This is a genomic window from Noviherbaspirillum sp., assembly GCF_036846085.1.
Lineage (GTDB): Bacteria > Pseudomonadota > Gammaproteobacteria > Burkholderiales > Burkholderiaceae_D > Noviherbaspirillum.
Genome location: NZ_DAIUCO010000060.1, coordinates 1 through 22,287 on the forward strand (window position 1 = coordinate 1; position 22,287 = coordinate 22,287).

Genomic DNA, 22,287 nt, shown 5'->3' on the forward strand with positions numbered 1-22,287 from the left:
CCGGTGATGGTTGCGCCTGCGGGAATATTGAAGTTATAGCCAACGCATCCCAGATAGTTGCTGACCTCGTTGTCGTTGACGGCAACAGTGGCCCGGTTGTTGTCGCTCGCAAGCGCGCTACCCGCATTGCTCCATGCGTCAGCCCCGATGCCGGTGGCGTTTACGCAGATTGTGGGACTGCGCGTCTGGGTTGCGGCGTAGGCACAGGAACTCCATAGCAGCGCGGTGGCCACTGCCAGCAGAGGGGCGAAGCGTTTCACTGCTATCACAGTCGCGTCGGTTCTTTTCATCTGGGGCTCATCTGAAAAACAGCTTGCAAATCACGTCGCACATAGTCCTGCCCGCCTACCGCGGGACCATTGCATGTACCGGTAGCACCGCCCGTAGGGCGATTGCAGGCGAAGGACGTAATTCGTCTAACGATTATCTGCGGATTCGCACCTGCGTATTGCACGCTTTGGCACGTGACGGTTGTCCTGAACTCATTTAATTGCGGCGCAGGCGGATTGAAGGACACCTCGGGAAAACAGGCGCTAGTGGCGGTGTCATTCAGTGACAGATGCAAACCCCACTCTATGCCGGCGCGCGCTGCCTGATAGGCGCGCATCCCTTGCTCGTCCATCGCCGCGCTGGTGTGCTGAATAGTGGAAAACCGAACCATCGCCGCACCCAATCCCGACAACACAACGAGCAGGAATATAGCCGCAACGATGCTGAACCCGCGCTGCGGCGCGCAATATTTGACTGGAGTTGGTTTTGCATGAGTTTGATTGAGCGGTTTCATGGCATGTTGTCCACGTGTACCTGGCTGAACAGGCTCACCGTACCGACATCACTAAGCGGCGAACCCAGAGTCAACGCTATTCCTATCAGGCCGTTCCGCTGATTCGCAATATTGGTATAGGAAAACGCGCAACTATTCACATCGGTTGCGAGCAATGCATTCATGGCGCCACCGAGTTCGGCTGAGTCCGCCGAACTCGGCTGCGTCCGAACGATCGGATAGTTCCAGTAGCGCGTAAGCTTGCGTGTTGCGGGATCACATTCGTAGGTCACTGGTGTCGTCACTACATGGAAGTGGCGACCAGGGGAACGGAATCCCGGAGCCGGTTGTGCAGCAAAGGGGTTGCTCGTCAGGGTGATAATCCCTCCGGCAGGATCGGACGCAACAGTCGCTCTGTTGCAAGGACCAGTGCAATCGTAGGCGTTCGCAGGTGCCATTCCCACCGCACTAAGGTTGTACACGACGATGAAATCATTCTGGCGTATCGCTTGTTGACCGGCGGGTAACGGGCCGACCACCGTAAATCGGCAGTCCGCCGGGTTAATCACACAGTTCACCGGCGGTGAAAATTTCAGGTAGGGTAGCCCCGCTGCCGGACTATCTTCTTCCGCCAGATATCGCGCGCCGGTTTTTGTCAGCAGAAACTCGACGTACTGCCGGGTACCGACGTTCGTCACCCGGACGCTATTCGGCAGCGCGAGGCGCAGGTCGCGCGACATGCGGCGCAAGGCCGTATCCGCGATATCGGTCAGCTCTGCCCGCGCCTCGCTTTGAACATAGCCCTGCACCGGCAGCCGGATGAACATCGCGACAACGGCAAAAATGATCCCGGTGATGACGATCACGATGACGGCTTCGGCGAGGGAGAAGCCCCGTTCGTAATTGCGGGTGAGCGTAATAGGCTTCATCTCATGGGATAAAGGGCAAAAGGGTGCGATAACCCTGCAGCGAGACAGTCCCGCCGCTGTAGGTCACATTGACGGTTACCCGCAGTACGGATGCCTGCGGAACTTGCTGCCCGGCCGGTCCGAAGCCCGGTTCGGGGGCCACACTGACAGATGCGGAATAGCCTGACGGCACGACAACGTTCGCTGCGTTGCCCATTGCCGTGCCGCCGCCGGCAAGCGTGAAACCATGGTAGTCATTGACGTTGTCGAAGGGTTGGGTGGTGCTGCCGCGCGTCTCTCCCGGTTCCGGACCGATCGCCTCCAGCAAAGCACAGGGCGCCAGAGGGCTGATCCCGTCGGGATCGCATGCCGTAAATCGCATCAGCAAGACTTCTTCCAGCAAGGCTTCCGCCACCGCCAGCGCCTGCTTGCGGACCTGCGGATCAGCGCTGCGGCCGGTGGTTGTCGCCATCACTTGCAGGATGCCGATGACCGCAACGCTGATGATCACGATGAACATCACCAGCTCGATCATGGTGAGCCCACGCTGGGACGGCACACGGCCGAAGGCGTTACGGATGGACATATCCCGTCTCTCGTTCGACGACGATATTTTGGCTCAGCCCGCCGCCGGAAAACGACATCGTGATCGTTGCAAAGCTTGAGTCCGGCGGTGTATCGGCGAGGTTGAATGGTTTGCCGAGCGCATTAAAGAGAAATCCCGGGACGGATGGCACTATGGTGTAGGTTATGTCGCCCGGAATTGCTTCACACAACCAGGTTGTACTGTTGCCACATCTGGCACGTGTATCGGCGCTGCCGCTATTTAGGTTCAGCGGCGCCGGAACCTCGCTGGCGCACGTTCCGTCTGGCGCAAATGCAGTAAAACAAAATGCAATGCTGTTCCCATTCAGGCGCACATGCACATCACGGTTCTGGGCGATCGCGAGCTTCTGTGCGTATCGCATCACTGATTGCGCCTGATCGGCAAAGGCGCGCACGTCGAAGGTTTGTTTTTGGAAGAAGCGCGGCATTGCCACCGCGGCGAGAATGCCCATGATGATCAGGACGGAAACCAGCTCGACCAACGTGAATCCCCCCTGCAACCTGGCAGGCGCATTGTATTGCACGTTCAATCGTCGCATTGCCATATTAGGGAACCGGTTATCTGTCGCAGTCAGATCGTGTCATCGACGATGTTCGCTACGGACTGGAAAAGGACAACAACGCCGGCGCAAGATTTTTATCTTGGGCGGCGACGGCCTCTTTTCCATCTCAATATTTCTATCAAAGCGGGCAACTGGTACGGATGAAAGTAAAAGGGGCCCAGCTTGTTTCCAAACTTGGGCCCGCTTTATGAATGAAGACTAGTTAGTTGCAGTTCGTCGCGAAGTTGGCGTCAGTTGGAACCAGCGTGATGGTTGGCGATCCGTTGGCAGCCGCAGGCTGAGCATAAGTGACGCCGCAGCTTGCCGGCGTTGTCGCACTGTCCTGCGCGAATGCGCCTGATGTGTAGGTAAAACCCTGAATGCTTGCAAGTGCTTTGTCAATGCCGCCTGGCGCAGTTGCAGGATAACCGTTCACTATTTCTACAACCTGGCCTTCCATTGTTATCTGTCCAGTTGTTACGTTCTTAACCAACGCCTGTGCGTGTGCGATTGCAGCAGCCGACTGCACCGCTCCATACAGACCTTTCGCAGCAGCGTAACGCGCATCTGCGGACATGCCGGTAAAACGAGGAATAGCCGTTGCCGCCAGAATTCCCAGGATCACGATCACGACAACCAATTCAATCAATGTAAAACCGGATTGCTGGCTTCTTACGTTTGTGTTTCTCATTTTGCCCCCTTAAATCAAATAGAATTTCATCGCTTGTCAGAACCACTTGTAAGAAACAACTGGATCCAGAGTTACACCTACAATCCTGCTCCCATCCTCCGCGTCCCCTTCTTCTGAAGCAGGGACCAATCTCACTTGGAAACTGACTTGCTTCAGTCCGCTTTGCTCAGTATCTAGAAAGGTGTTGTTGCGAGGCAAGTATATTAGGTTTCTCGTATGCAAGTCAAAATACCAATTCCCGATTTCTATGTCTTGTGGTTTTGGCGCAAAATATTCGCCCACATAATTAGGTGGCTTTTCTGCTAACCATTTCATGGGATTTTGTCTTACAAGCGCCGGAAGTTCGCTTTCCTTGGATTTTGCCAACAGCGACGCCATTTGCAGGTGCAATGCGCTACGCAGCACGCCGACCGTATGCTCCATAGCGGCTTTTTCCGCCTGCTCCTGGTAAAAATTAATCCGATTCAGCAAAGCTGTTGCAAGTAATGCAACGACGCAGACAACTACTGACAGTTCGATGAGGGTGAATCCCCGGGCTCTCCAAACGGCAGTATGGGAATCGCTCATGATCCTTTTGTCAAAGTGACACGCCCGAGATCCCAGATCGGCAGGAATACGCCGAGTGCCAGGATCAACACCAGGACACCAAGGAACACGACCAGGATCGGCTCAATCCTGGCCGACAGGGTTTTCAGCTCGTATTCAACTTCGCGCTCGTACATCTGCGCAATTTCGTCCATCAGTTCATCAAGCTCACCCGTCTCTTCGCCAACCGCGACCATTTGCAGTACTACGGGGGTGAACACGCCTGTCGTCACTGCGGTGCGCAAGATGCTTTCGCCGCGCTCTACACCGTCGCGCATCTGCTCCACCCGCGAGCCAATGTAGCTGTTATCAACAGTCTGGGCGACTACACTCAACGCCTGAACGATGGGAACGCCGCTCCTGCTCGACAGTGCGAAACTGCGGGCGAAGCGGGCAAGCGTGCCTTTGAGAATAATCTGTCCGGCGATCGGAATACGCAGTTTGACGCGGTCCCATTGGTATCTGCCGTTGGGTGTACCGGTGTACATCTTGAATGCGACCCCAGCACCGAGGATGACAACGAGGATCAGCGACCAATACTGCACTGTGAAATTCGAGGTTGCAATCAGCACCTTGGTCATGGCCGGCAGTTCGGCTTTGAATCCGGCATAGACTTTTGCGAATGCCGGAATGACGAAAATATTGATGATTGCGATCGCGACTGCCATTGTCACGACAACGAATATCGGATACCGCAGCGCAGTCCGTATCCGCTCCCGCATCTCCCGATCGAATTCCATGTAGTCAAACAGGCGCAGAAAAACTTCCTCCAGGCGGCCAGTCATTTCGCCTACACGAACCATGCTGGTGTAGAAGGAAGAAAATACTGTTGGGTGCCTTCGCATCGCAGCAGACAACTCCCGGCCTGCATCGAGTGATTCACGCAAATCCTTGATCACCCGTCCGAACGCCTGGTTAATCGCCGACTCCTGCAGTCCGGCCAAGGCTCTCATGATGGGCACCCCGGCCTTGAGCAAGGTGTACAGCTGACGACTGAACAGCTGCACATCGATCGCCTGCACCTTTCTTTCCGTCAGTTTCGCCCAGAATGTCTCAGTGCTGTCCTTCACCGACTTGGTGGTAACAGTAATTTCTATTGGCGTGATACCGGTATTGAACAACTGGTCTGCCACCGCGCTGCTATCAGCACCTTCCAGGATGCCTTGCAATAGTTCGCCGCGCGCATTTCGGGCTTTGTAAGAAAAGAACGGCACGTCAGATCCCGTGGCAGGTACAGTAGTTCATGGACGGCAGGCCGGCTTATGCTTGGTGCAGGACATCGTCTTCCGCCTGATGGCTGATTCGCATTGCTTCCGCAAGCGTGGTTTTTCCTTTTGCCACTAGCTCGATCGCATGTCGACGCAGCGTATGCGAGCCCATCTGTGCCTTGGCGACCTTGATGAAATGATCCTGATCGTAATGGTTGGCGGCATTGGTTACCGCGTCGGTCATTTCCAGCATTTCATATACGCCGGTACGGCCCCGGTAGCCGGTGCCATTGCAGTGCGAGCATCCTCTTCCGTGAAGATATTGGTGCGTGGATACCGTATCACCGAGGTCGGCCGACAGCCATTGCCGCTCACCCGGCTTGAGCAAATACGGCTCCGCGCAGCTTTCGCAAATCAGCCGCACCAGCCGTTGCGCAAGCACAGCCTGCAAAGAGGTCGCGACCATGTACGGCGGCACGCCCATGTCCAGCAGACGAATGGGCGTGCTCATGGCGTCGTTGGTATGCAGCGTGGACAGAACGAGGTGACCGGTCAACGCGGCACGCATGCCGATCTGCGCCGTTTCATGGTCGCGCATCTCGCCGACCAGCACCACATCGGGATCCTGCCGCAATGCGGAGCGGAGCACGGTCGAAAAGGTCAGGTCGATTTTTTCATTGACCTGCACCTGCGTGATGCCGGGCAGCCGGTATTCGACCGGGTCTTCGACTGTAATGAGCTTGCGTTCCATGGAATTCAGCTCAGCCAACGCGCCATACAGCGTCGTTGTCTTGCCGCTACCCGTCGGTCCGGTCACAAGCACCAGACCGTTTGGCCTTTGCAGGATTGAACGGAACCGCCGCAGCATGGCCGGCGGCATGCCGATAGAATCCAGCTTCAATGTGCCGCCACCCTGGTTGAGCAGTCGCATGACCACCGATTCGCCGTATTGGGTGGGCATGGTGGAGATACGCACGTCTACCTGCTGCTGCTTCACCTTGATGGCAAACCGTCCATCCTGGGGAAGGCGCTTTTCGGAAATATCCAGGCCCGACATGAGCTTGAGCCGCAATGCCAGCGCAGCGGCAATCTTGATGTCCGCTTCGGTTTGCAGGTGCAAAACGCCGTCGATGCGAAAGCGGATGTGGAGACGGGATTCCTGCGGTTCGATATGGATATCGGACGCGCGAATCTGGGTTGCATCATCGAATACCGACTGCAGCAGCTTGACGACCGGCGCTTCCTCGATCCCCGGCGCGCCGCCGAGCGACCCGAAGTCCACGTAGCTGTCACCGAGATCCTGTTCCAGTTCCCGCGCGAAGTCGGTGATTTCGTCCGTGCGCCGGTATATCCGGTCGATCGTCTGCAGTAGCTCGCCTTCATTGACGACCGCCAATTCGATCATGCGCCTTGTCGATCTGGCTATCTCGTCATAGGCAAAAAGATCGGTCGGGTCCGCCATGCCGATCAGCAGCGATCCACCGCGATCCTCCAGAACGATGGCGCGAAAACGACGTGCCTGGGTCTCGGGCAGGAGACGCACGATATTCGGGACGAGGTTGTAGAACTTGAGATTGATGTACGGAATGTTTAGCTGCTTGGCGAGCGCGCCGGAGATTTCATCCTCGGTGACAAAGCCGTTCTCGATGAATACCCGCCCCAGCTTGCGCCCGGTACGCTTCTGTTCACCAAGCGAGAATTGAAGCTGCTCTTCCGAAAGCAGCTTCTGCTGTACCAATATCTCACCCAGGCGGATTTTTTCCGGCCTTGGCATAAGCGCTCCTTACCAATGGGAAATTACGCGCCTATTTTAGCCAGAATTTATTTTCCTTAGTGAATTGTTTTTATTGGGAAATTTAGTTGCAACAGATTGCTAGCCGTCCAACGCCTGGCGGAAGTCCTCGACCAAATCAGCCGTGTCCTCGATGCCGACCGAAACGCGAATTAGCGATTCGGCAATACCCATACTCGCCCGGCGTTCAGCGCCCATTTCATAGAAGATCGTATGCGCGACCGGGATCACCAGCGTCCGCGTGTCGCCGAGGTTACTTGCGGGCACCCCGAGCCGAAGGCGATTCAGGTAATCAAAGCAATCGATGCCGTCTGCCAGTTCAAAGCTGAAGAGGCTGCCGTACGCGCTGAAAAGATCGGTGGCAATCGCATGCTGCGGATGCGATGGCAGGCCTGGATAGTGAACCGTGGCGACGCGCGGGTCGGCTCCCAACATCCGGGCCAGCGCCATCGCATTGGCGCATTCACGCTCCATCCGCAAAGCCATGGTTTCCGCACCGACGGCGATATGGTGCGCCGCCTCAGGGCCAAGAGACCCGCCGAAGTCCCTCAACGCCTTGGCACGAATCTGTGCCATGCCCCATTGAGGTTGTGTATAGCGTTTGTAGGTGTCAAAGATGTTGGGAAACTTGCTCCAATCGTACAGGCCGGTATCGGTCAGACTGCCGCCGAGCGCGATGCCGTGGCCGGCTATGGATTTGGTCAATGCGTTCACGACCAGTCCCGCACCCACCATCTTCGGGCGAAACAGATAAGGAGAGGTCATCGTGTTGTCCACCACGAACAGAATGCCCCTGTCGCGGCAAAGCTGGCCGATCCGCTTCAGATCGGCAACCTGGGTGCGTGGATTGGCGATCGTTTCGACGAATACGATCCTTGTGGACGGCAAAAGCGCTGCTTCTACATTGGCGACGTCTGTGGCATCAACGAAGGAAACGCCGACCCCCTGCCCGCTCACTGTCTGCCAGAGGCTGTTGGTATTGCCGAAAAGAAAAGCCGATGAAACGACATGATCGCCGCTGCGCAAGAGCGCTTGAACGAGTGCGCCAATGGCTGCCATGCCGGTGGAGAAACAGATAGTGGCAAGCCCCTGTTCCATTTTCGTGATCTTGTCTTCAAGGGCCGAGACGGTCGGATTTCCCTGCCGTCCGTAACGATAGCCCGGCTGCCTGCCCTGGAATACGGCAGCCAGTTCTCGTGCGTCCTTGTAGCCGTACGCCACGGATGTATGGATGGGTTTATGCAATGACCCATGTTCGATCGGCTTTTGCCGGTCACTATGCAGAATGGTGGTTGTGAAGCCGTATTTTTTGATGTCGTTCATAGCAATAAAAAACCCGTTTCGCATGCGCTAGAAACGGGTTGACGGAATTCGATCCCATTTAGCGGCATTTGTTTAGGACATGGTGCCCATGCGCCCGCAAGCAGAAAGCAAATCGGCGCAGAGTCCAATGCTATCGCAAATCCGATCGAAAACAAAATTCGAACTTTACGACCTCATCCTGGATTGGATACCGCCACCGTCTCCAATACGCCTCGGTTTTCCGGGTGATTGAAGGAAATCGCGGTGGATAAGCGAAACTTCGCCACCGGGAAGATGCCTTAGATTCTTTGCACTTATCTTTCACGAAGTGATCCTAATCAAAGCTCGGTTGTTTCCCTACCGTTTTACATTTCCTGCACGCTTTCACAGCGATAGATAGCATTCTGACGCTGATGAGACTAGTTTTGCCAATGACAAGCAACGTACTCATTTTGCGGAACACGGCGTGTTTTACGAGGCGTTAGGTCTACATATTTTCTTAGATTTGAGCACAACGAAAGAATACTGAAGCAAATTGGCAGAACCCCATTCGGCTAACACAAGGCCGAAACCATAGGAAATTCATTCCATTCGATGCTCGTCTCTGATAAGTCTTCAGGCGAGGAAAGGCTAGCAATGCGGAACGTTTTTGCCGCTGGTTCGTCACGATACGAACCAATATGGCGAAGAAAAGATGGATCACCGGTTTTCACAGGGATATCAGGCGGCGCGCCTCACCACAAGGACGGCAGACTTCATTACATCCTTTGCAGTAAAAGAAGACCTGTAGGGAGCGACTTATCAACTCTCCAATCATCCAGGCCGGGACGGTACTTCGCCATGCCTGAGTTGCTTAACGAGAATCAGAAGTTGCTCAAGGAACCTGTCGGGATGTACCTGCTCCCGACAAGCCCAAAGGGTTTGTCGCTACGCGCTCGGGTTCCGGACGGAGCAATTCAAAACGGGCTTTTTCATGCCAATACGCGGCTTGAAGCCTTATTGACGTCCAGACCTTGGAGTACCGGCCCCGGCTCACGCCTCAGCAGAAAATCGACCCCATTACCTGGTCGTCACCCGTTATGTACGAGGAGCCTTCAAAAAGCCACTTGCCTCGTCCGAGACCAGAGTGCAGCGCCCAATTGAAGGTGCGGCCCATATCGCCATTCCGGCATTGTCCAAGCCGCTCGCGATCGTGCAGAACAAGATATGAGGAGTGCAGATGGCAACGATTCTGATCGTTGATGATCATGTATTGAATCGGCAGTTTCTCACAGTGTTACTGGCCTATGGCGGCCATCATCTTCTCGAAGCCGCCAGCGGCGGGGAAGCATTGATACTGGCTGATGCCGAGCGGCCGGATCTGGTCATCGCCGATGTACTGATGCCAAACATGAACGGTCATGAATTCGTGACCCTCCTTCGGTCCGTATCAGGCATGGCACAAACCCCTGTCATCTTCTACACCGCTGCATACCGTGAACACGACGCCGCGTCCATTGCCGCCGAAACAGGTATACGCTGGATTCTTCCAAAGCCATCCGACCCGATGATCATCCTCAACACCGTTTCCGAGGCTTTGGGACTCACCTCGAACAGCGCAGAAATCATTCCCCATCTGCTCCCGATTAGTGCACGACTGAACGGTCACAGCGTCAAATCGGAAGCCGTCCCGCATTTGTCGTTGCGGTCAAACAGCCACGACATGCCGCCGGAAGCCGGCATTGAAAATCTGCAGATCATCGTGCAACGACTCTCCAATGCCCTCACCAGCTTGCAAGCTGTCAGCCTAAGGCTAACCTCACTGATCGACCTTGGTATCGAACTCGCGTCCGAGCGCAATCCGGACAATCTGCTCGCAATCAGTTGCCGCGTCGTGCAGGAGATATGCGAGGCACAGTACGCGGCGATCGGCATTGTCGATGACGATCTTGTCCGTATCGACCATTACGTCATGCGTGGCGTGGACCATTCGATACAAGCGCGATTGCGGGACACCAGGCCGGATGCTGGCGTGCTTGGCGAGTTGCTGGGCCGATCAGTGCAAAGGCTCGGTCAGGTAAATGGGCAGCCGGAATCCATCGGCTTGCCTTCCTTTCATCCGCCAGTACACAGCTTCCTGGGCGTGCCGATTGCAAATCGCCACAAAGTTTTTGGATGGCTGTATCTCGCGAACAAGCGTAGCGGCATGGAATTCAGCGAGATCGATGAGCGTGCTGCAGCGACTGTCGCCTCTCAGCTCGCAGTGGTGTACGACAACCTGGTGTTGTACAACGAAATCCAGAGGCAGCACATTCTGCTCAAGCAGGAAGTGGACGACCGAAAGCGGGCACAAGACGCACTTCGCCGCACATTGCGCGCCCGCACCGTCATGGCAGAGTGCAACCATGTGATGGTGCATGCGACCGACGAAGATTCGCTGCTGCAGGATATGTGTCGCGCCGTAGTTGACGCGGGCGGCTATCGCCTCGCCCGGATCGGCTATCTCAGCGATGACGGCAATCGTTTGATTCCGATGGCGCAGGCGGGCGTCGACGATATCGATGCCGACGGACAAACGATCACATCCGGCGAACACGAAGTGGCGGTGTCGCTGCCGTTGCGGGAAGGCGCACGGATATTCGGTGTCCTGACCATTCATGAAGCCATACCAAATGCATTCGATAGCGGGCAGACGGCGATGCTGGAAGAACTCGCGGATGACATTTCGTATGGTGTCGTCAGCCTGCGCACCAAGGCGGCACGGGAAGAAGCGGAACGTGCACTCCGGGCGACCGAAGAAAAATTGTCCGGCATCCTCAGCTCGATCGACAACGTCGTCTGGTCGGTCAATGAAAGCGGATTCATCTACCTGAATGCGATCGTTGAGGATATCTACGGAAGACCGACCGACGCGTTCTACGACAACAAGGACCTGTGGTTCGAGGCGGTTCACCCGGATGATCGCCCCGCCGTCCGCCATGCCCATGCCACCCTGGCCGAAAAAGGCAGTTTTACCGAAGAATACCGGATCATAAAACCCGATGGACAACTACGCTGGATCGAGGAGCGGGCGCGTGCAGTACGCAACGAAGCCGGCGACGTCATCCGCTTTGACGGTATCGCCATCGACATCAGTGAACGCAAGATATATGAAGCCCGCATCGAATACCTGGCCGACCATGATGCGCTGACCAGCCTTGCGAATCGCAATCTGCTTGCCGACCGCATCAGCCAGGCAATGGCGCATGCACGCCGTAACGGCTTGCTGGTCGCACTTCTCTTCCTCGACCTTGACCGCTTCAAAAGCGTCAACGACAGTTTCGGTCATTCTCTTGGCGACGCGTTGCTGATTGAAATCGCGGATCGCCTGAGGAAGGTAGTCCGGCAAGGCGACACGGTAGCGCGGCAGGGCGGCGATGAATTCATCCTGCTGCTGACCGACATCGTCAAGCCGCAGGACGTTACTGCCGTTGCGCGCAAGATTTTTCAGGCGTTCTCGGATCCCATCGTCATCCGCGGCCACGAGCTTTTTGTCACGGTCAGCATCGGCGCAACCCTCTATCCGACCGACGGCGAGGACATTCAAGCGTTGCTGCGCAACGCAGATATCGCCATGTACCGGGCGAAGGAAGAGAACGGCAATGCGTTCCAGTTCTATTCGCGGGATATGAGCATACGGGCGCTGGAACGCGCCGAACTGGAAAGCGCGCTGCGCCGTGCGCTGGAACGCAAGGAATTCGAACTGTTCTATCAGCCGAAAGTTGACGCCGCCACCTGCCGCATCATCGGTGCGGAAGCCCTGATCCGCTGGAATCATCCCGATATGGGCCTGGTATCACCTACGCGATTCATTCCGATGGCGGAAGAAATCGGCCTGATCGTTCCGATCGGCGATTGGGTACTGCATACGGCGTGCGCACAGAACAAGGCTTGGCAGGATGCCGGCTTGCCGAAGATCAGCATATCGATCAACCTGTCGGCGCGACAGTTCAATGAAGAAGGCCTCGTGGAATCGGTTGCGCATGCGCTTGAGAGTATGGATCTCCAGGCCTGCCATCTTGAGCTTGAACTGACCGAAAGCATGGTCATGAACAGCGCAGACCATTTCATTACCAAATTGAAGGACCTTGAAAACCTTGGCGTGCAACTTTCCATCGATGATTTCGGCACCGGCTACTCCAGCCTCAGCTATTTGAAGCGGTTCCCGCTACATCACCTGAAGATCGATCAGTCGTTCGTGCGCGATATCGCCACCGACGCCGACGACGCCGCCATTACAAGCACCGTGATTTCCCTCGGCCACAGCCTGAACCTCAAAGTGATCGCCGAAGGCGTGGAAACCGAGGAACAGGTCGCATTCCTGCGAGACCATCATTGCGATGAAATGCAGGGCTACTACTTCAGCAAGCCCCTTCCCGCCTCGGAGTTCGCCCACCTGTTGGGGCGTTTGCACTAGCGATCGGGCGAACATCATAGCGAGCGGATCGCTGTTCGATCGAAAGACGCACAGGTACGGGTTGCAGGCAAGGCACCGCGGAAGAAAACTGGCCCGCAGAGTCGTTTTCAACAGTCGGCAAAAGAAAAACCCGCCTGCGACGGAGCCGAAGGCGGGTTTTTCGAATACGGCGTGATCGTTTAGTCGACCTGCGCCAGGTTCAGGTTGAGCTGCGAACGTACCGCGTCGTCGGTTTCCGGCTTCGGGTTATTGCGCGCGAACTCGATTCGATCGAGGTAGTCGCGCGATACGTCGCCGGTTACGTAGATGCCGTCGAAGCAGGATGCCTCGAAGCTGTCCAGCAAGGGATTGGCATCCGAGATGGAACGCTTCAAGGCATCGATATCCTGATACACCAGGGCGTCCGCAGTGATCTCGCGGCATACCTCGTCGTCAGTGCGTCCATAGGCGATCAGCTCGTTGCGTGTAGGCATGTCGATGCCGTAGACGTTGGGGAATTTCACCGGCGGCGCGGCCGATGCAAATATCACCCGCTTGGCACCGGCTTCACGTGCCATCTGCACGATCTCCCGGCTGGTCGTGCCGCGCACGATCGAGTCGTCCACCAGCAGCACGCTCTTGCCCTTGAACTCCGAGCTGATGGCGTTCAGCTTCTGGCGCACGGATTTGCGCCGGTGCGCCTGCCCCGGCATGATGAAGGTACGACCGATATAGCGGTTCTTGATAAAACCTTCGCGGTAATTCAGGTTCAGTTTCAACGCCAGTTCCATCGCCGCCGGGCGGGATGAATCCGGGATCGGCATTACGACATCGATGTCGCCGGCGGAAAATTGCCGCTTTATTTTTTCGGCGAGGTATTCCCCCATCTTGAGGCGTGTCGCATAGACCGACGCACCGTCGATGACCGAATCCGGCCGTGCGAGATAGACAAATTCGAATGCACACGGATTGAGCACCGGATCGTCTGCGCACTGCTGGTTGTAGAGATTTCCTTCAAGGTCGATGAAGATGGCCTCGCCCGGCACCACATCGCGCAGGAAACGGAAACCCAGGCCTTCCAGCGCGACCGATTCGCTTGCGACCATGTATTCCGGGCCGTGCTCGGTATCGTTGAAGCCAATGCACAACGGGCGGATGCCGAACGGATCACGGAAAGCGAGCAGGCCGTAACCGGCGATCTGCGCCACGACCGCGTACGAACCGCGCACACGCTTGTGCAATACGGTGACGGCCTTGAACAGTGCCGATGGATCAAGCGAATATCCGGTCGTCGCCTGCTGGATCTCATGCGCCAGCACGTTGAGCAAAACTTCCGAATCGGATGCGGTGTTGATATGGCGCCTGTCATTCTTGAACAGCTCGATCTTGAGCTGCTCCCAATTCGTCAGGTTACCGTTGTGCGCCAGGATGATGCCGAACGGCGCGTTGACATAAAACGGCTGGGCCTCCTCCGCGCTGGAGGATCCTGCGGTTGGATAACGCACTTGCCCGATACCGGCGTTGCCTGGCAGCGAGCGCATGTTCCGGGTACGGAAAACATCGCGTACCAGCCCGTTGGCCTTGTACATCGAAAACGCATCGCCGTGATTGGTTGCGATACCCGCCGCATCCTGACCCCGATGCTGCAGCAACAGCAGCGCATCGTAGATCAACTGATTGACGGGACTGTGGGAAACAACGCCAACAATGCCACACATGGTGGACTCCTCAACTAAAAATGCAATTTGTACGGGAGACAAAACGCTTCATGAACGTCTGCCTCTTGCTGATCCGGTGCGAACGAAGCGCGCAGGCATGCTCTCGTCCGGCTTGTGAATTTCCGCAGCGTCTTCCAGGTACGCCCCTGTGCCGCAGTCTTGTCTATTGAAGGCAGGTTCATGCGAAACGGCACCCTGTCCTGCCACCCTTAAAAATGCACATGTCTCGCATAATCCCCCGGCAGGAACGGCTTGATCGTCCGGGCCGCGGTCTCTGCCAGCGGACTGAACAAGGCGTCTTTCCAGAACGGTTGTTGCGGTATCGCCGTCATGCCGCAGATAAGCACAGCGGCTAACACGATGATCATCCCACGCCCCAACCCGAACAAGCCTCCGAGGCCGCGGTCCGCGAGCGACAAACCGCTTGCCTTGATAACCGCATCGACCGCGAGCATGAGCAGCATCATCAGGATGCGCACACCGATGAACAATGCAATGAATGCAATGATCAGTCGCGATGTTCCTCCAGGAACCATGTCCGGCAGGAGCGCCGCAAGGTCCTCGCCATAGGCGTTGGCAATAACGAACGACACGACCCAACTCAGCAAGGACAGGATCTCCTTCACCAGTCCGCGCATGGTGCTGATGATCACTGAACAAGCCAGCACGAACACCACCAGGTAATCAAAAATCGTCACGGAACCGGATCAGGCTGGTACCAATGTGCCGCTCAGGCCGAGCTTGCCGATTTTCGCCCGGACCTTGTCCGCTTCTTCCTTGTTGCCGAACGGGCCGACACGAATACGGATACGCTCGCCCGACTGGGTCGCCACCGTCTGGGTGTACGACTTGATGCCGGCGCCCTTCAATTTCGATTGCAGCTCATCGACTTTGTCTTTCGATGCCAGCGCGGCAACCTGGATGACGAACTTGCCATCCTTTTTGGTGGTGTTGTTTGCCTTGGTAGGATCAGTTCCGCCGTCCAAAAGTGCCCTTGCACGTGCGGAATCATCGACTTTCGGGGTAATTTTCTGTTCGGCCTTGGCATCCGGCTTGGCCGCCAGCTGGGTCGCAGGCGGCTTTTCGGAGACTGACGGCTTTCCGACCGATGCCGGCTTTTCAGCGACCGGCGCCTCGGCCTTCACCGGCGCGGCCGGCGGGTCGATGACTTCCTCTTTGGGATCGAGCGATGCAGATGTGGAGACCCCCGCGGGTGTTGCGGGCCGGGTCGCCTGGGCAAGCGCGGATTTGTCCTTCGATGGTATGTGAATGGCAATATCGTCTGCCAGCGGCTTCGGCTCGGCGTCCAGCAGCATCGGCACACCTATCACGGCGGCCATCACCAGGGCGACGGCTCCGATCAGACGGCGCCTGGCACGCTTCTTCTCCGGCAAAACCGGATCGACCGCCTGGTTGCCTTCCTTGTTCTGCCGGCGCTTGCGGGTGCGCGGCGCCTGCGTCTCGTCTTCGGCACGCGAATAAAAATTGCTGTCGCCAGCGGCGGATTCTTGCTTGTTTTTGCGGAGGAACGAGAACAAGCTCATGCGGTTAAAGTCTTCAACGAGGTCTTCAATGAGATTGCGATTTTCGGAACTCCATGACGCCAGCGACCGTGAGGAAAGATCCGAAGACCGCAATTCTATCATTCTCACCCGCTCGGCTCAGAGCGTTCTCATAGGCTGCGGCGGGCGATGCAAATACTTCAATCGAGCTCTCTGCACCAGCCTGATCTTGGGGCGTAACGCCCGCATTCAATAGTTTTTCCTGCAACAGCGCGGCGCTTGCCGCACGCGGCAGCGGCAGATCGGTGACGCACCAATGGTCAATACGCTCTTTCAGTTGGGCGATCACGCCATCAATATCCTTGTCCTGCATCGCACCGAATACCGCGTAAGTGTAGGGATGGAAGGCCATGTTGTCGAGATTCTGCGCCAGCGTGGCGGCGGCATGTGGATTGTGTGCGACATCCAGGATAACCGTCGGTCGCCCCGCAAGGACCTGGAACCGGCCGGGAAGATCGACCATGACCAATCCGGTGCGTATTTCCTGCGCACCGACCGGCAGACGGTGCCGCAGCGACTCGAGCGCGGCGAGGGCGGCAGACGCGTTGAGCAACTGGTTGGCGCCACGCAGGGACGGGTATCCGAGCGCATTGCGCCGCTGGTTCCGTCCGCCATAATTCCACTGCTGCTTGTCGCCTGCGTAGTTGAAATCGCGTCCGATCAACCACAGGTCCGCACCGATCGACTGCGCATGCTGGACCAGCGACTGCGGCGGCACCGGATCGCTGCAGATCGCGGTACGGCCGGACCGGAATATGCCGGCCTTCTCAAAACCGATTTTTTCGCGGGTATCACCAAGATAGTCGGTATGGTCGAGGTCGACGCTGGTAACGATCGCCACATCGGCATCGATCACGTTGACGGCGTCCAGGCGGCCGCCAAGACCGACCTCGAGAATTACCGCATCGAGCCCGGATTCGGCGAACAGCCCGAATATGGCCAGCGTCGTGAACTCAAAATAGGTGAGCGACACGCCCTCCCTGCTCCGCTCGACGGCTTCGAACTGCTTGATGAGTGCAGCATCGGATGCAGGTTCGCCGTTGATTCGCGCCCGCTCGTTGAAATCCAGGAGATGCGGCGACGTGTAGAGTCCGACCCGGTATCCGGCCTGCAGCAGGATGGACTCCAGCATGGCGCAGGTCGAGCCCTTGCCGTTCGTGCCGCCGACGGTAATCACCGGGCAATCGAAGGCGATGCCCAGTCGCCGCTGGACCTGCGCAACGCGTTCCAGGCCCATGTCGATCGCTTTCGGGTGCATGGTTTCCAGCTTTGCGAGCCAGTCTGCGAGTGTGGCGGGAGGTTGTTGCTTGGCGTCTTGCATGGTAGGAGGCTCGAAATTAAAAAGCCCGGACCTGCGATGGGCCGGGCTCTGGTGGAGTGTTTCAGCTCAGGCGAGCACTTCCGCCGGCTGATTCTGCAATAGCGCCAATAGTCGGGCAATTTCCTCGCGCATCTTGCGACGGTCCACGATCATGTCGACTGCGCCTTTTTGCACCAGGAACTCAGCGCGCTGGAATCCTTCCGGCAATTTCTCGCGCACGGTATTCTCGATCACCCGCGGCCCGGCAAAACCGATCAACGCCTTCGGTTCAGCGATGACGACATCGCCCATGAAGGCGAAGGATGCGGATACGCCACCCATGGTCGGATCGGTCAGCACCGAGATGAAAGGCAGCTTCTTCTCCGACAACTTCGTCAGCATCGACGTGGTTTTCGCCATCTGCATCAAAGAGAGCAATCCTTCCTGCATGCGCGCGCCGCCGGTGGCGGTAATGCAGATGAACGGGACCTTTTGCTCCAGTGCAATCTGCGCACCTCGGGCAAAGCGCTCACCGACAACAGAGCCCATCGAACCGCCCATGAATTCGAATTCAAAACAGGCGACGACGACAGGCAGCGTCATGATTGCACCACCCATGACGATGAGCGCATCGGTTTCACCCGTCGCTTCCATTGCGTCCTTCAGGCGATCCGGATATTTCTTGCTGTCCTTGAACTTGAGGGAATCTACCGGCAACGCTTCCTGCCCGATTTCATAGCGGCCACCTGCATCCAGCAACGCATCCAGCCTTTCACGTGCGCGGATACGCATGTGGTGGTTGCATTTCGGGCAGACATGGATATTCGATTCCAGGTCGGTTCTATACAGAACCGCCTCGCAGGACGGGCATTTGACCCACAGACCTTCCGGTACCGATTTGCGCGTCGCCGTATCGGAGCGCTGAATGCGCGGAGGAAGCAGTTTTTCAAGCCAACTCATTGTGACCTCTTTTCATTTTTGCTTGCCGAATTGTACCGTTCGCCCCGATTCGCGCCAACTGCAACCGCATCTGGCGAACATGCGCTTTTCAGCTTGTCGATTTAAGCCGCTTTGGCGGGTTGTGCATCCAACGCGCCCCGGATTTCCGTGATGAATTTCTGAACCGCCTGGACTGCCTGGTCGCGCGGCGTATTCTCCAGCTCCTGGATAATCCGGCTGCCAATGACAACAGCATCGGATACGGACGCTATCGCGGTGGCTGTCGCCGCGTCCCGGATGCCGAACCCCACACCGACGGGCAGGCTGACATGCTTCTTGATTCTTGGAATCATGTCGGCCACTGCCTGGAGGTCGAGATGACCGGAGCCGGTCACGCCTTTCAGGGACACGTAGTACACATATCCCGTTGCAATTTTGCCTACCTGACGAATGCGCTCGTCGGTGGATGTCGGTGCCAGCAGGAAAATCGTATCGAGGTCATGCTGCCGCATCATCGCGGCAAAATCTTCGCATTCTTCAGGCGGATAATCCACCACCAGCACCCCGTCCACGCCGCCCTCCTTGGCCGCTGTGATGAATGGTGCGGTTCCCATGCGTTCGATCGGGTTCGCGTATCCCATCAACACCACGGGAGTGGACTGATCGCGGGACCGGAACTCGCGCACCATGTGCAAGACCTGTTTCAGGCCGACCCCATTTGCCAGTGCGCGCTCCGAAGCGCGCTGGATGACCGGACCGTCGGCCATGGGATCGGAGAAAGGTACGCCGAGTTCGATGATGTCGGCACCACCAGCGACCAATGCGTGCATCAGCGGGACGGTCAACTCAGGCGCCGGATCGCCGGCGGTGATGAAGGGAATCAGGCCCTTGCGGTTTTGGGATGCTAGGACGGATAAGGTGTGCTGGATTCTGGACATAATGACGATTTTTCGTTTCCGGTTCCCGCTGCCGCAAGCCGGCGTTTCGAATGCCGTCTTGCAAGCGCCAGGAAATGGATAGTTGAATTTATATGCGATGAACGAATGAACTAGAACCGCTTCTTCATCCGTTCAGCGACCGTATGCATGTCCTTGTCTCCCCGCCCCGACAGGTTCGCCAGAATGATCTTGTCTTTGGGCAGCGAGGCAGCGAATTTTGCAGCGTAGGCCAATGCATGGCTCGATTCCAGGGCAGGAATGATGCCTTCAATACGGCAGCATTGATGAAACGCCTCCAGCGCTTCCTCGTCGGTTACCGCCACATACTGCGCACGGCTGGAATCCTTCAGCCATGAATGCTCCGGGCCCACGCCGGGATAATCGAGTCCGGCCGATACCGAATGCGTCTCGATGACCTGTCCGTTTTCGTCCTGCAGCAGATAGGTGCGGTTTCCATGCAGTACGCCCGGCGAACCGGCAATCAGCGACGCAGAGTGTTTGCCTGACTCAAGGCCCTCTCCCGCGGCCTCCACGCCAATCAGCTGAACGTCACGGTAATCGATATAGGGGTAGAAGATGCCCATCGCGTTCGAACCGCCGCCGATACACGCAACCACGTAGTCAGGCTGGCGTCCGGTCATTTCCGGCATCTGTACCAGGCATTCCTTTCCGATCACCGACTGGAAATCGCGCACCATCATCGGATACGGATGCGGGCCGGCAACGGTGCCGATGATATAAAACGTGTTTTCGACATTCGTGACCCAGTCGCGCATCGCTTCATTCAGTGCATCTTTCAGCGTCTTTGACCCCGACTCCACCGGCACGACCTTAGCGCCAAGCAGTTCCATCCGGTACACATTCTGCACCTGCCGCTTGACGTCCTCACTCCCCATGTACACGACGCATTCGAGGCCGAAGCGTGCGCAGATGGTGGCGGTTGCGACACCGTGCTGGCCGGCGCCGGTCTCGGCGATAACGCGTGGTTTTCCCATGCGCCTGGCAAGCAATGCCTGGCCGATCACATTATTGATCTTGTGTGCGCCGGTATGGTTGAGGTCTTCACGCTTGAAATAGATCTGTGCACCGCCAACCATTTCGGACCAGCGTTTTGCATGGTAGATCGGACTGGGTCGTCCGACGAAGTGCTTGAGTTCATTGTCGAATTCGGCGAGGAATTCGGGATCGTTCTGAAAATGGGCGTAACGTTCCTTCAGTTCCGTTAGCGCATGGGTCAACGTTTCGGAAACGAAGGTGCCGCCGTAGGGACCGAAATGCCCTCGTGAGTCGGGAAGGTTGTAGGCTGCGGCCTGATAAGCCGCAACTGTTGCCGTGGGTTGACGCTCGGAATAGTTTCCGAGTGCATTCAGTTCTTTCATGGTGATCTCTTTCTTGTCATTCAGCCGATAGCACGTCTGCCTTGCGAACTGCGTCGATGAACGCGCGAATCCTGGCAGCATCCTTGATGCCCTTGGCCACTTCGACGCCACTACTGACATCGACGGCATACGGGCGCACGCGATCTATCGCTTCAATCGCGTTTTGCGCGCTCAAGCCACCACTTAAAACGACCCGAGGCGCGAGCTCTTTTGGAATGAGAGACCAATCGAAAACCTTTCCACCGCCGCCATAGCCATCGACATGGGCATCAAGCAACAGTCCGTTGAACAGCATGCTGGCGGCACGATAATCCTGCTCGCATTTTAGCAAATCGGTGCCGGTCGCATCCGCACCCACCCGTACCGCACGCACGAACGGCCGGTTGACGGCTTCCGCGATCCCGGCACATTGTTCGACCGACTCGTCACCATGAAACTGTAGCAGTGAAATCGGTGCCGCTTCAAGCACCTTGCTCACCTCGTCGACGGACGCGTTTACGAAGAGCCCGACAATCGTGATGTATGGCGGAATACCGGTCATTATCCTGCCGGCTTCGTCGGGCGTGATGTAGCGCGGGCTTTTCGGATAGAACACAAGACCGATTGCATCCGCCCCGGCATCGACTGCGGCGGCGACATGCTCCGCCGTCGTCAACCCGCAGATTTTGATACGAGTACGCTTCATGGTGACTTCGTGATGGATCAGGATCGCTATTATCTCCCGGAGGCTTCCCGCATGCCAGTTCAAGGCAACGGAAACAACGGCTCATGCGGAAGTTTCCATTTCGGGTCGTAATCAATCCTGGCAAGGTAGAGACCATCCGGCATGAAAGTCGGCGCCGCGCGGCTGCGGTCCTTTCCTTCGAGCACGCTTTTCAGCCACTCCGGCTGCTTATTGCCGCTTCCCACGACAATGAGTGATCCGACGATGTTGCGTACCATATGATGCAAAAACGCGTTGGCGCGCAAGGTAAAAACAAGCAGGTCGCCACGGCGTTCGATCCGGATCTCGTGCATTGTCTTGACGGGCGACTTCGCCTGGCACTCCGCCGCGCGGAAAGCGGTGAAATCGTGCACGCCAATCAGGTATGTGGCAGCGGACTGCATCGTTTCGACCGTCAGCGGGCGAAAGACCCACCCTGCCTTTCCGGAGAGTAGCGGGGACCTTACCGGATGGTTGTAAAGGAGGTAACGGTACGTGCGTGCCGTGGCGCTGAAGCGCGCATGAAACTGCTCATTCCCGTCGCGCGCTACCTCGCAGGCCCAGCGCACCGCAATCGATGCAGGCAGAAAAGCATTCACACCTCGCACCCACGAGAACATGTCCCGATCCAGGTCGGTATCAAAATGCACCACCTGTTCAAGTGCATGCACGCCCGCATCGGTGCGACCCGCACAGGTCGTCGCAATATCGGCCAGCGAAAACTTCTTCAGCGCGGTTTCCAGCGTGTCCTGCACTGTTTTGCCGTCCGGCTGGGTTTGCCATCCGCGCCACGACGTGCCGTCATATTGAATTCCGAGCGCAATGCGTTTCAATTCGGGCTCGCAATAAAAAGCATTTAAAAAAACAAAACGGGCGCAATCGAATTGCGCCCGTGTTTGAAGGAATTGACCGTCAGGCCAGTTCGAGGAGCAGCGAC

Annotated in this window: 20 protein-coding genes; 1 reads left to right on the plus strand and 19 read right to left on the minus strand. The window is 57.0% G+C overall.

The window, feature by feature from the left end:
* The 10 genes from V7080_RS09270 to V7080_RS09315 all read right to left on the minus strand — a co-directional run.
* Positions 1-290 (minus strand): hypothetical protein (locus V7080_RS09270; protein WP_334188109.1); only part of this gene is annotated, 290 nt, incomplete at its 3' end.
* A complete protein-coding gene (locus V7080_RS09275; RefSeq protein WP_334188110.1) occupies positions 287-784 on the minus strand; it encodes a pilus assembly PilX family protein in 498 nt (165 codons plus the stop codon). The genes V7080_RS09275 and V7080_RS09270, both read right to left, overlap by 4 nt.
* Entirely contained in the window at positions 781-1,692 is a 912-nt protein-coding gene (locus V7080_RS09280) for a prepilin-type N-terminal cleavage/methylation domain-containing protein (protein WP_334188111.1), read from the minus strand. The genes V7080_RS09275 and V7080_RS09280 overlap by 4 nt, the downstream gene beginning before the upstream one ends.
* 1 nt (position 1,693) lies before the next feature.
* Positions 1,694-2,257 (minus strand): type IV pilus modification PilV family protein, encoded by a 564-nt coding sequence (locus V7080_RS09285; protein ID WP_334188112.1) that lies wholly within the window; start codon positions 2,255-2,257, stop codon positions 1,694-1,696.
* The gene (locus V7080_RS09290; RefSeq protein ID WP_334188113.1) at positions 2,244-2,816 is read right to left on the minus strand and encodes a pilus assembly FimT family protein; all 573 of its coding nucleotides are present in this window, start codon (positions 2,814-2,816) and stop codon (positions 2,244-2,246) included. The genes V7080_RS09285 and V7080_RS09290 overlap by 14 nt, the downstream gene beginning before the upstream one ends.
* Positions 2,817-3,042: 226 nt before the next feature.
* Positions 3,043-3,510: a type II secretion system protein gene (locus V7080_RS09295; RefSeq protein ID WP_334188114.1), complete on the minus strand. Its 468-nt coding sequence runs from the start codon at positions 3,508-3,510 to the stop codon at positions 3,043-3,045.
* A gap of 36 nt (positions 3,511-3,546) precedes the next feature.
* Positions 3,547-4,077: a type II secretion system protein gene (locus tag V7080_RS09300; RefSeq protein WP_334188115.1), complete on the minus strand. Its 531-nt coding sequence runs from the start codon at positions 4,075-4,077 to the stop codon at positions 3,547-3,549.
* Positions 4,074-5,309, minus strand: coding sequence for a type II secretion system F family protein (locus V7080_RS09305; RefSeq protein WP_334188116.1), 1,236 nt, complete (start codon positions 5,307-5,309; stop codon positions 4,074-4,076). The genes V7080_RS09300 and V7080_RS09305 overlap by 4 nt, the downstream gene beginning before the upstream one ends.
* A gap of 46 nt (positions 5,310-5,355) precedes the next feature.
* On the minus strand, positions 5,356-7,077 hold the full coding sequence (locus V7080_RS09310) for a GspE/PulE family protein (protein WP_334188117.1): 1,722 nt from the start codon (positions 7,075-7,077) through the stop codon (positions 5,356-5,358).
* A gap of 99 nt (positions 7,078-7,176) precedes the next feature.
* On the minus strand, positions 7,177-8,418 hold the full coding sequence (locus tag V7080_RS09315; RefSeq protein ID WP_334188118.1) for a cystathionine gamma-synthase family protein: 1,242 nt from the start codon (positions 8,416-8,418) through the stop codon (positions 7,177-7,179).
* Positions 8,419-9,616: 1,198 nt separating this feature from the next.
* Here V7080_RS09315 and V7080_RS09320 point away from each other — a divergent pair.
* The gene (locus V7080_RS09320) at positions 9,617-12,832 is read left to right on the plus strand and encodes an EAL domain-containing protein (RefSeq protein WP_334188119.1); all 3,216 of its coding nucleotides are present in this window, start codon (positions 9,617-9,619) and stop codon (positions 12,830-12,832) included.
* A gap of 179 nt (positions 12,833-13,011) precedes the next feature.
* Here the strand turns inward: V7080_RS09320 and purF are convergent, their stop codons facing one another.
* From purF to truA, 9 genes are all read right to left on the minus strand, one after another.
* Complete coding sequence (gene purF / locus V7080_RS09325; protein ID WP_334188120.1) at positions 13,012-14,529, minus strand: amidophosphoribosyltransferase; 1,518 nt, start codon at positions 14,527-14,529, stop codon at positions 13,012-13,014.
* A gap of 209 nt (positions 14,530-14,738) precedes the next feature.
* Positions 14,739-15,227: a CvpA family protein gene (locus V7080_RS09330; RefSeq protein ID WP_334188121.1), complete on the minus strand. Its 489-nt coding sequence runs from the start codon at positions 15,225-15,227 to the stop codon at positions 14,739-14,741.
* Between the two features lie 9 nt (positions 15,228-15,236).
* Positions 15,237-16,073 carry an SPOR domain-containing protein gene (locus V7080_RS09335; protein ID WP_334188122.1) on the minus strand — a complete coding sequence of 279 codons (837 nt, stop codon included), beginning with the start codon at positions 16,071-16,073 and terminating at the stop codon, positions 15,237-15,239.
* Between the two features lie 25 nt (positions 16,074-16,098).
* Positions 16,099-17,412 (minus strand): bifunctional tetrahydrofolate synthase/dihydrofolate synthase, encoded by a 1,314-nt coding sequence (gene folC, locus V7080_RS09340; protein ID WP_334188123.1) that lies wholly within the window; start codon positions 17,410-17,412, stop codon positions 16,099-16,101.
* A 66-nt stretch (positions 17,413-17,478) separates the two neighbouring features.
* Positions 17,479-18,351 (minus strand): acetyl-CoA carboxylase, carboxyltransferase subunit beta, encoded by an 873-nt coding sequence (gene accD, locus V7080_RS09345; protein WP_334188124.1) that lies wholly within the window; start codon positions 18,349-18,351, stop codon positions 17,479-17,481.
* A gap of 101 nt (positions 18,352-18,452) precedes the next feature.
* Positions 18,453-19,268, minus strand: coding sequence for a tryptophan synthase subunit alpha (trpA, locus tag V7080_RS09350; protein WP_334188125.1), 816 nt, complete (start codon positions 19,266-19,268; stop codon positions 18,453-18,455).
* Between the two features lie 110 nt (positions 19,269-19,378).
* Positions 19,379-20,647, minus strand: a complete 1,269-nt coding sequence (gene trpB, locus V7080_RS09355; protein WP_334188126.1) for a tryptophan synthase subunit beta — start codon at positions 20,645-20,647, stop codon at positions 19,379-19,381.
* 16 nt (positions 20,648-20,663) lie between these two features.
* Complete coding sequence (locus tag V7080_RS09360; RefSeq protein WP_334188128.1) at positions 20,664-21,332, minus strand: phosphoribosylanthranilate isomerase; 669 nt, start codon at positions 21,330-21,332, stop codon at positions 20,664-20,666.
* 59 nt (positions 21,333-21,391) lie between these two features.
* Positions 21,392-22,183: a tRNA pseudouridine(38-40) synthase TruA gene (gene truA, locus V7080_RS09365; RefSeq protein WP_334188127.1), complete on the minus strand. Its 792-nt coding sequence runs from the start codon at positions 22,181-22,183 to the stop codon at positions 21,392-21,394.
* Positions 22,184-22,287 lie beyond the last annotated feature (104 nt).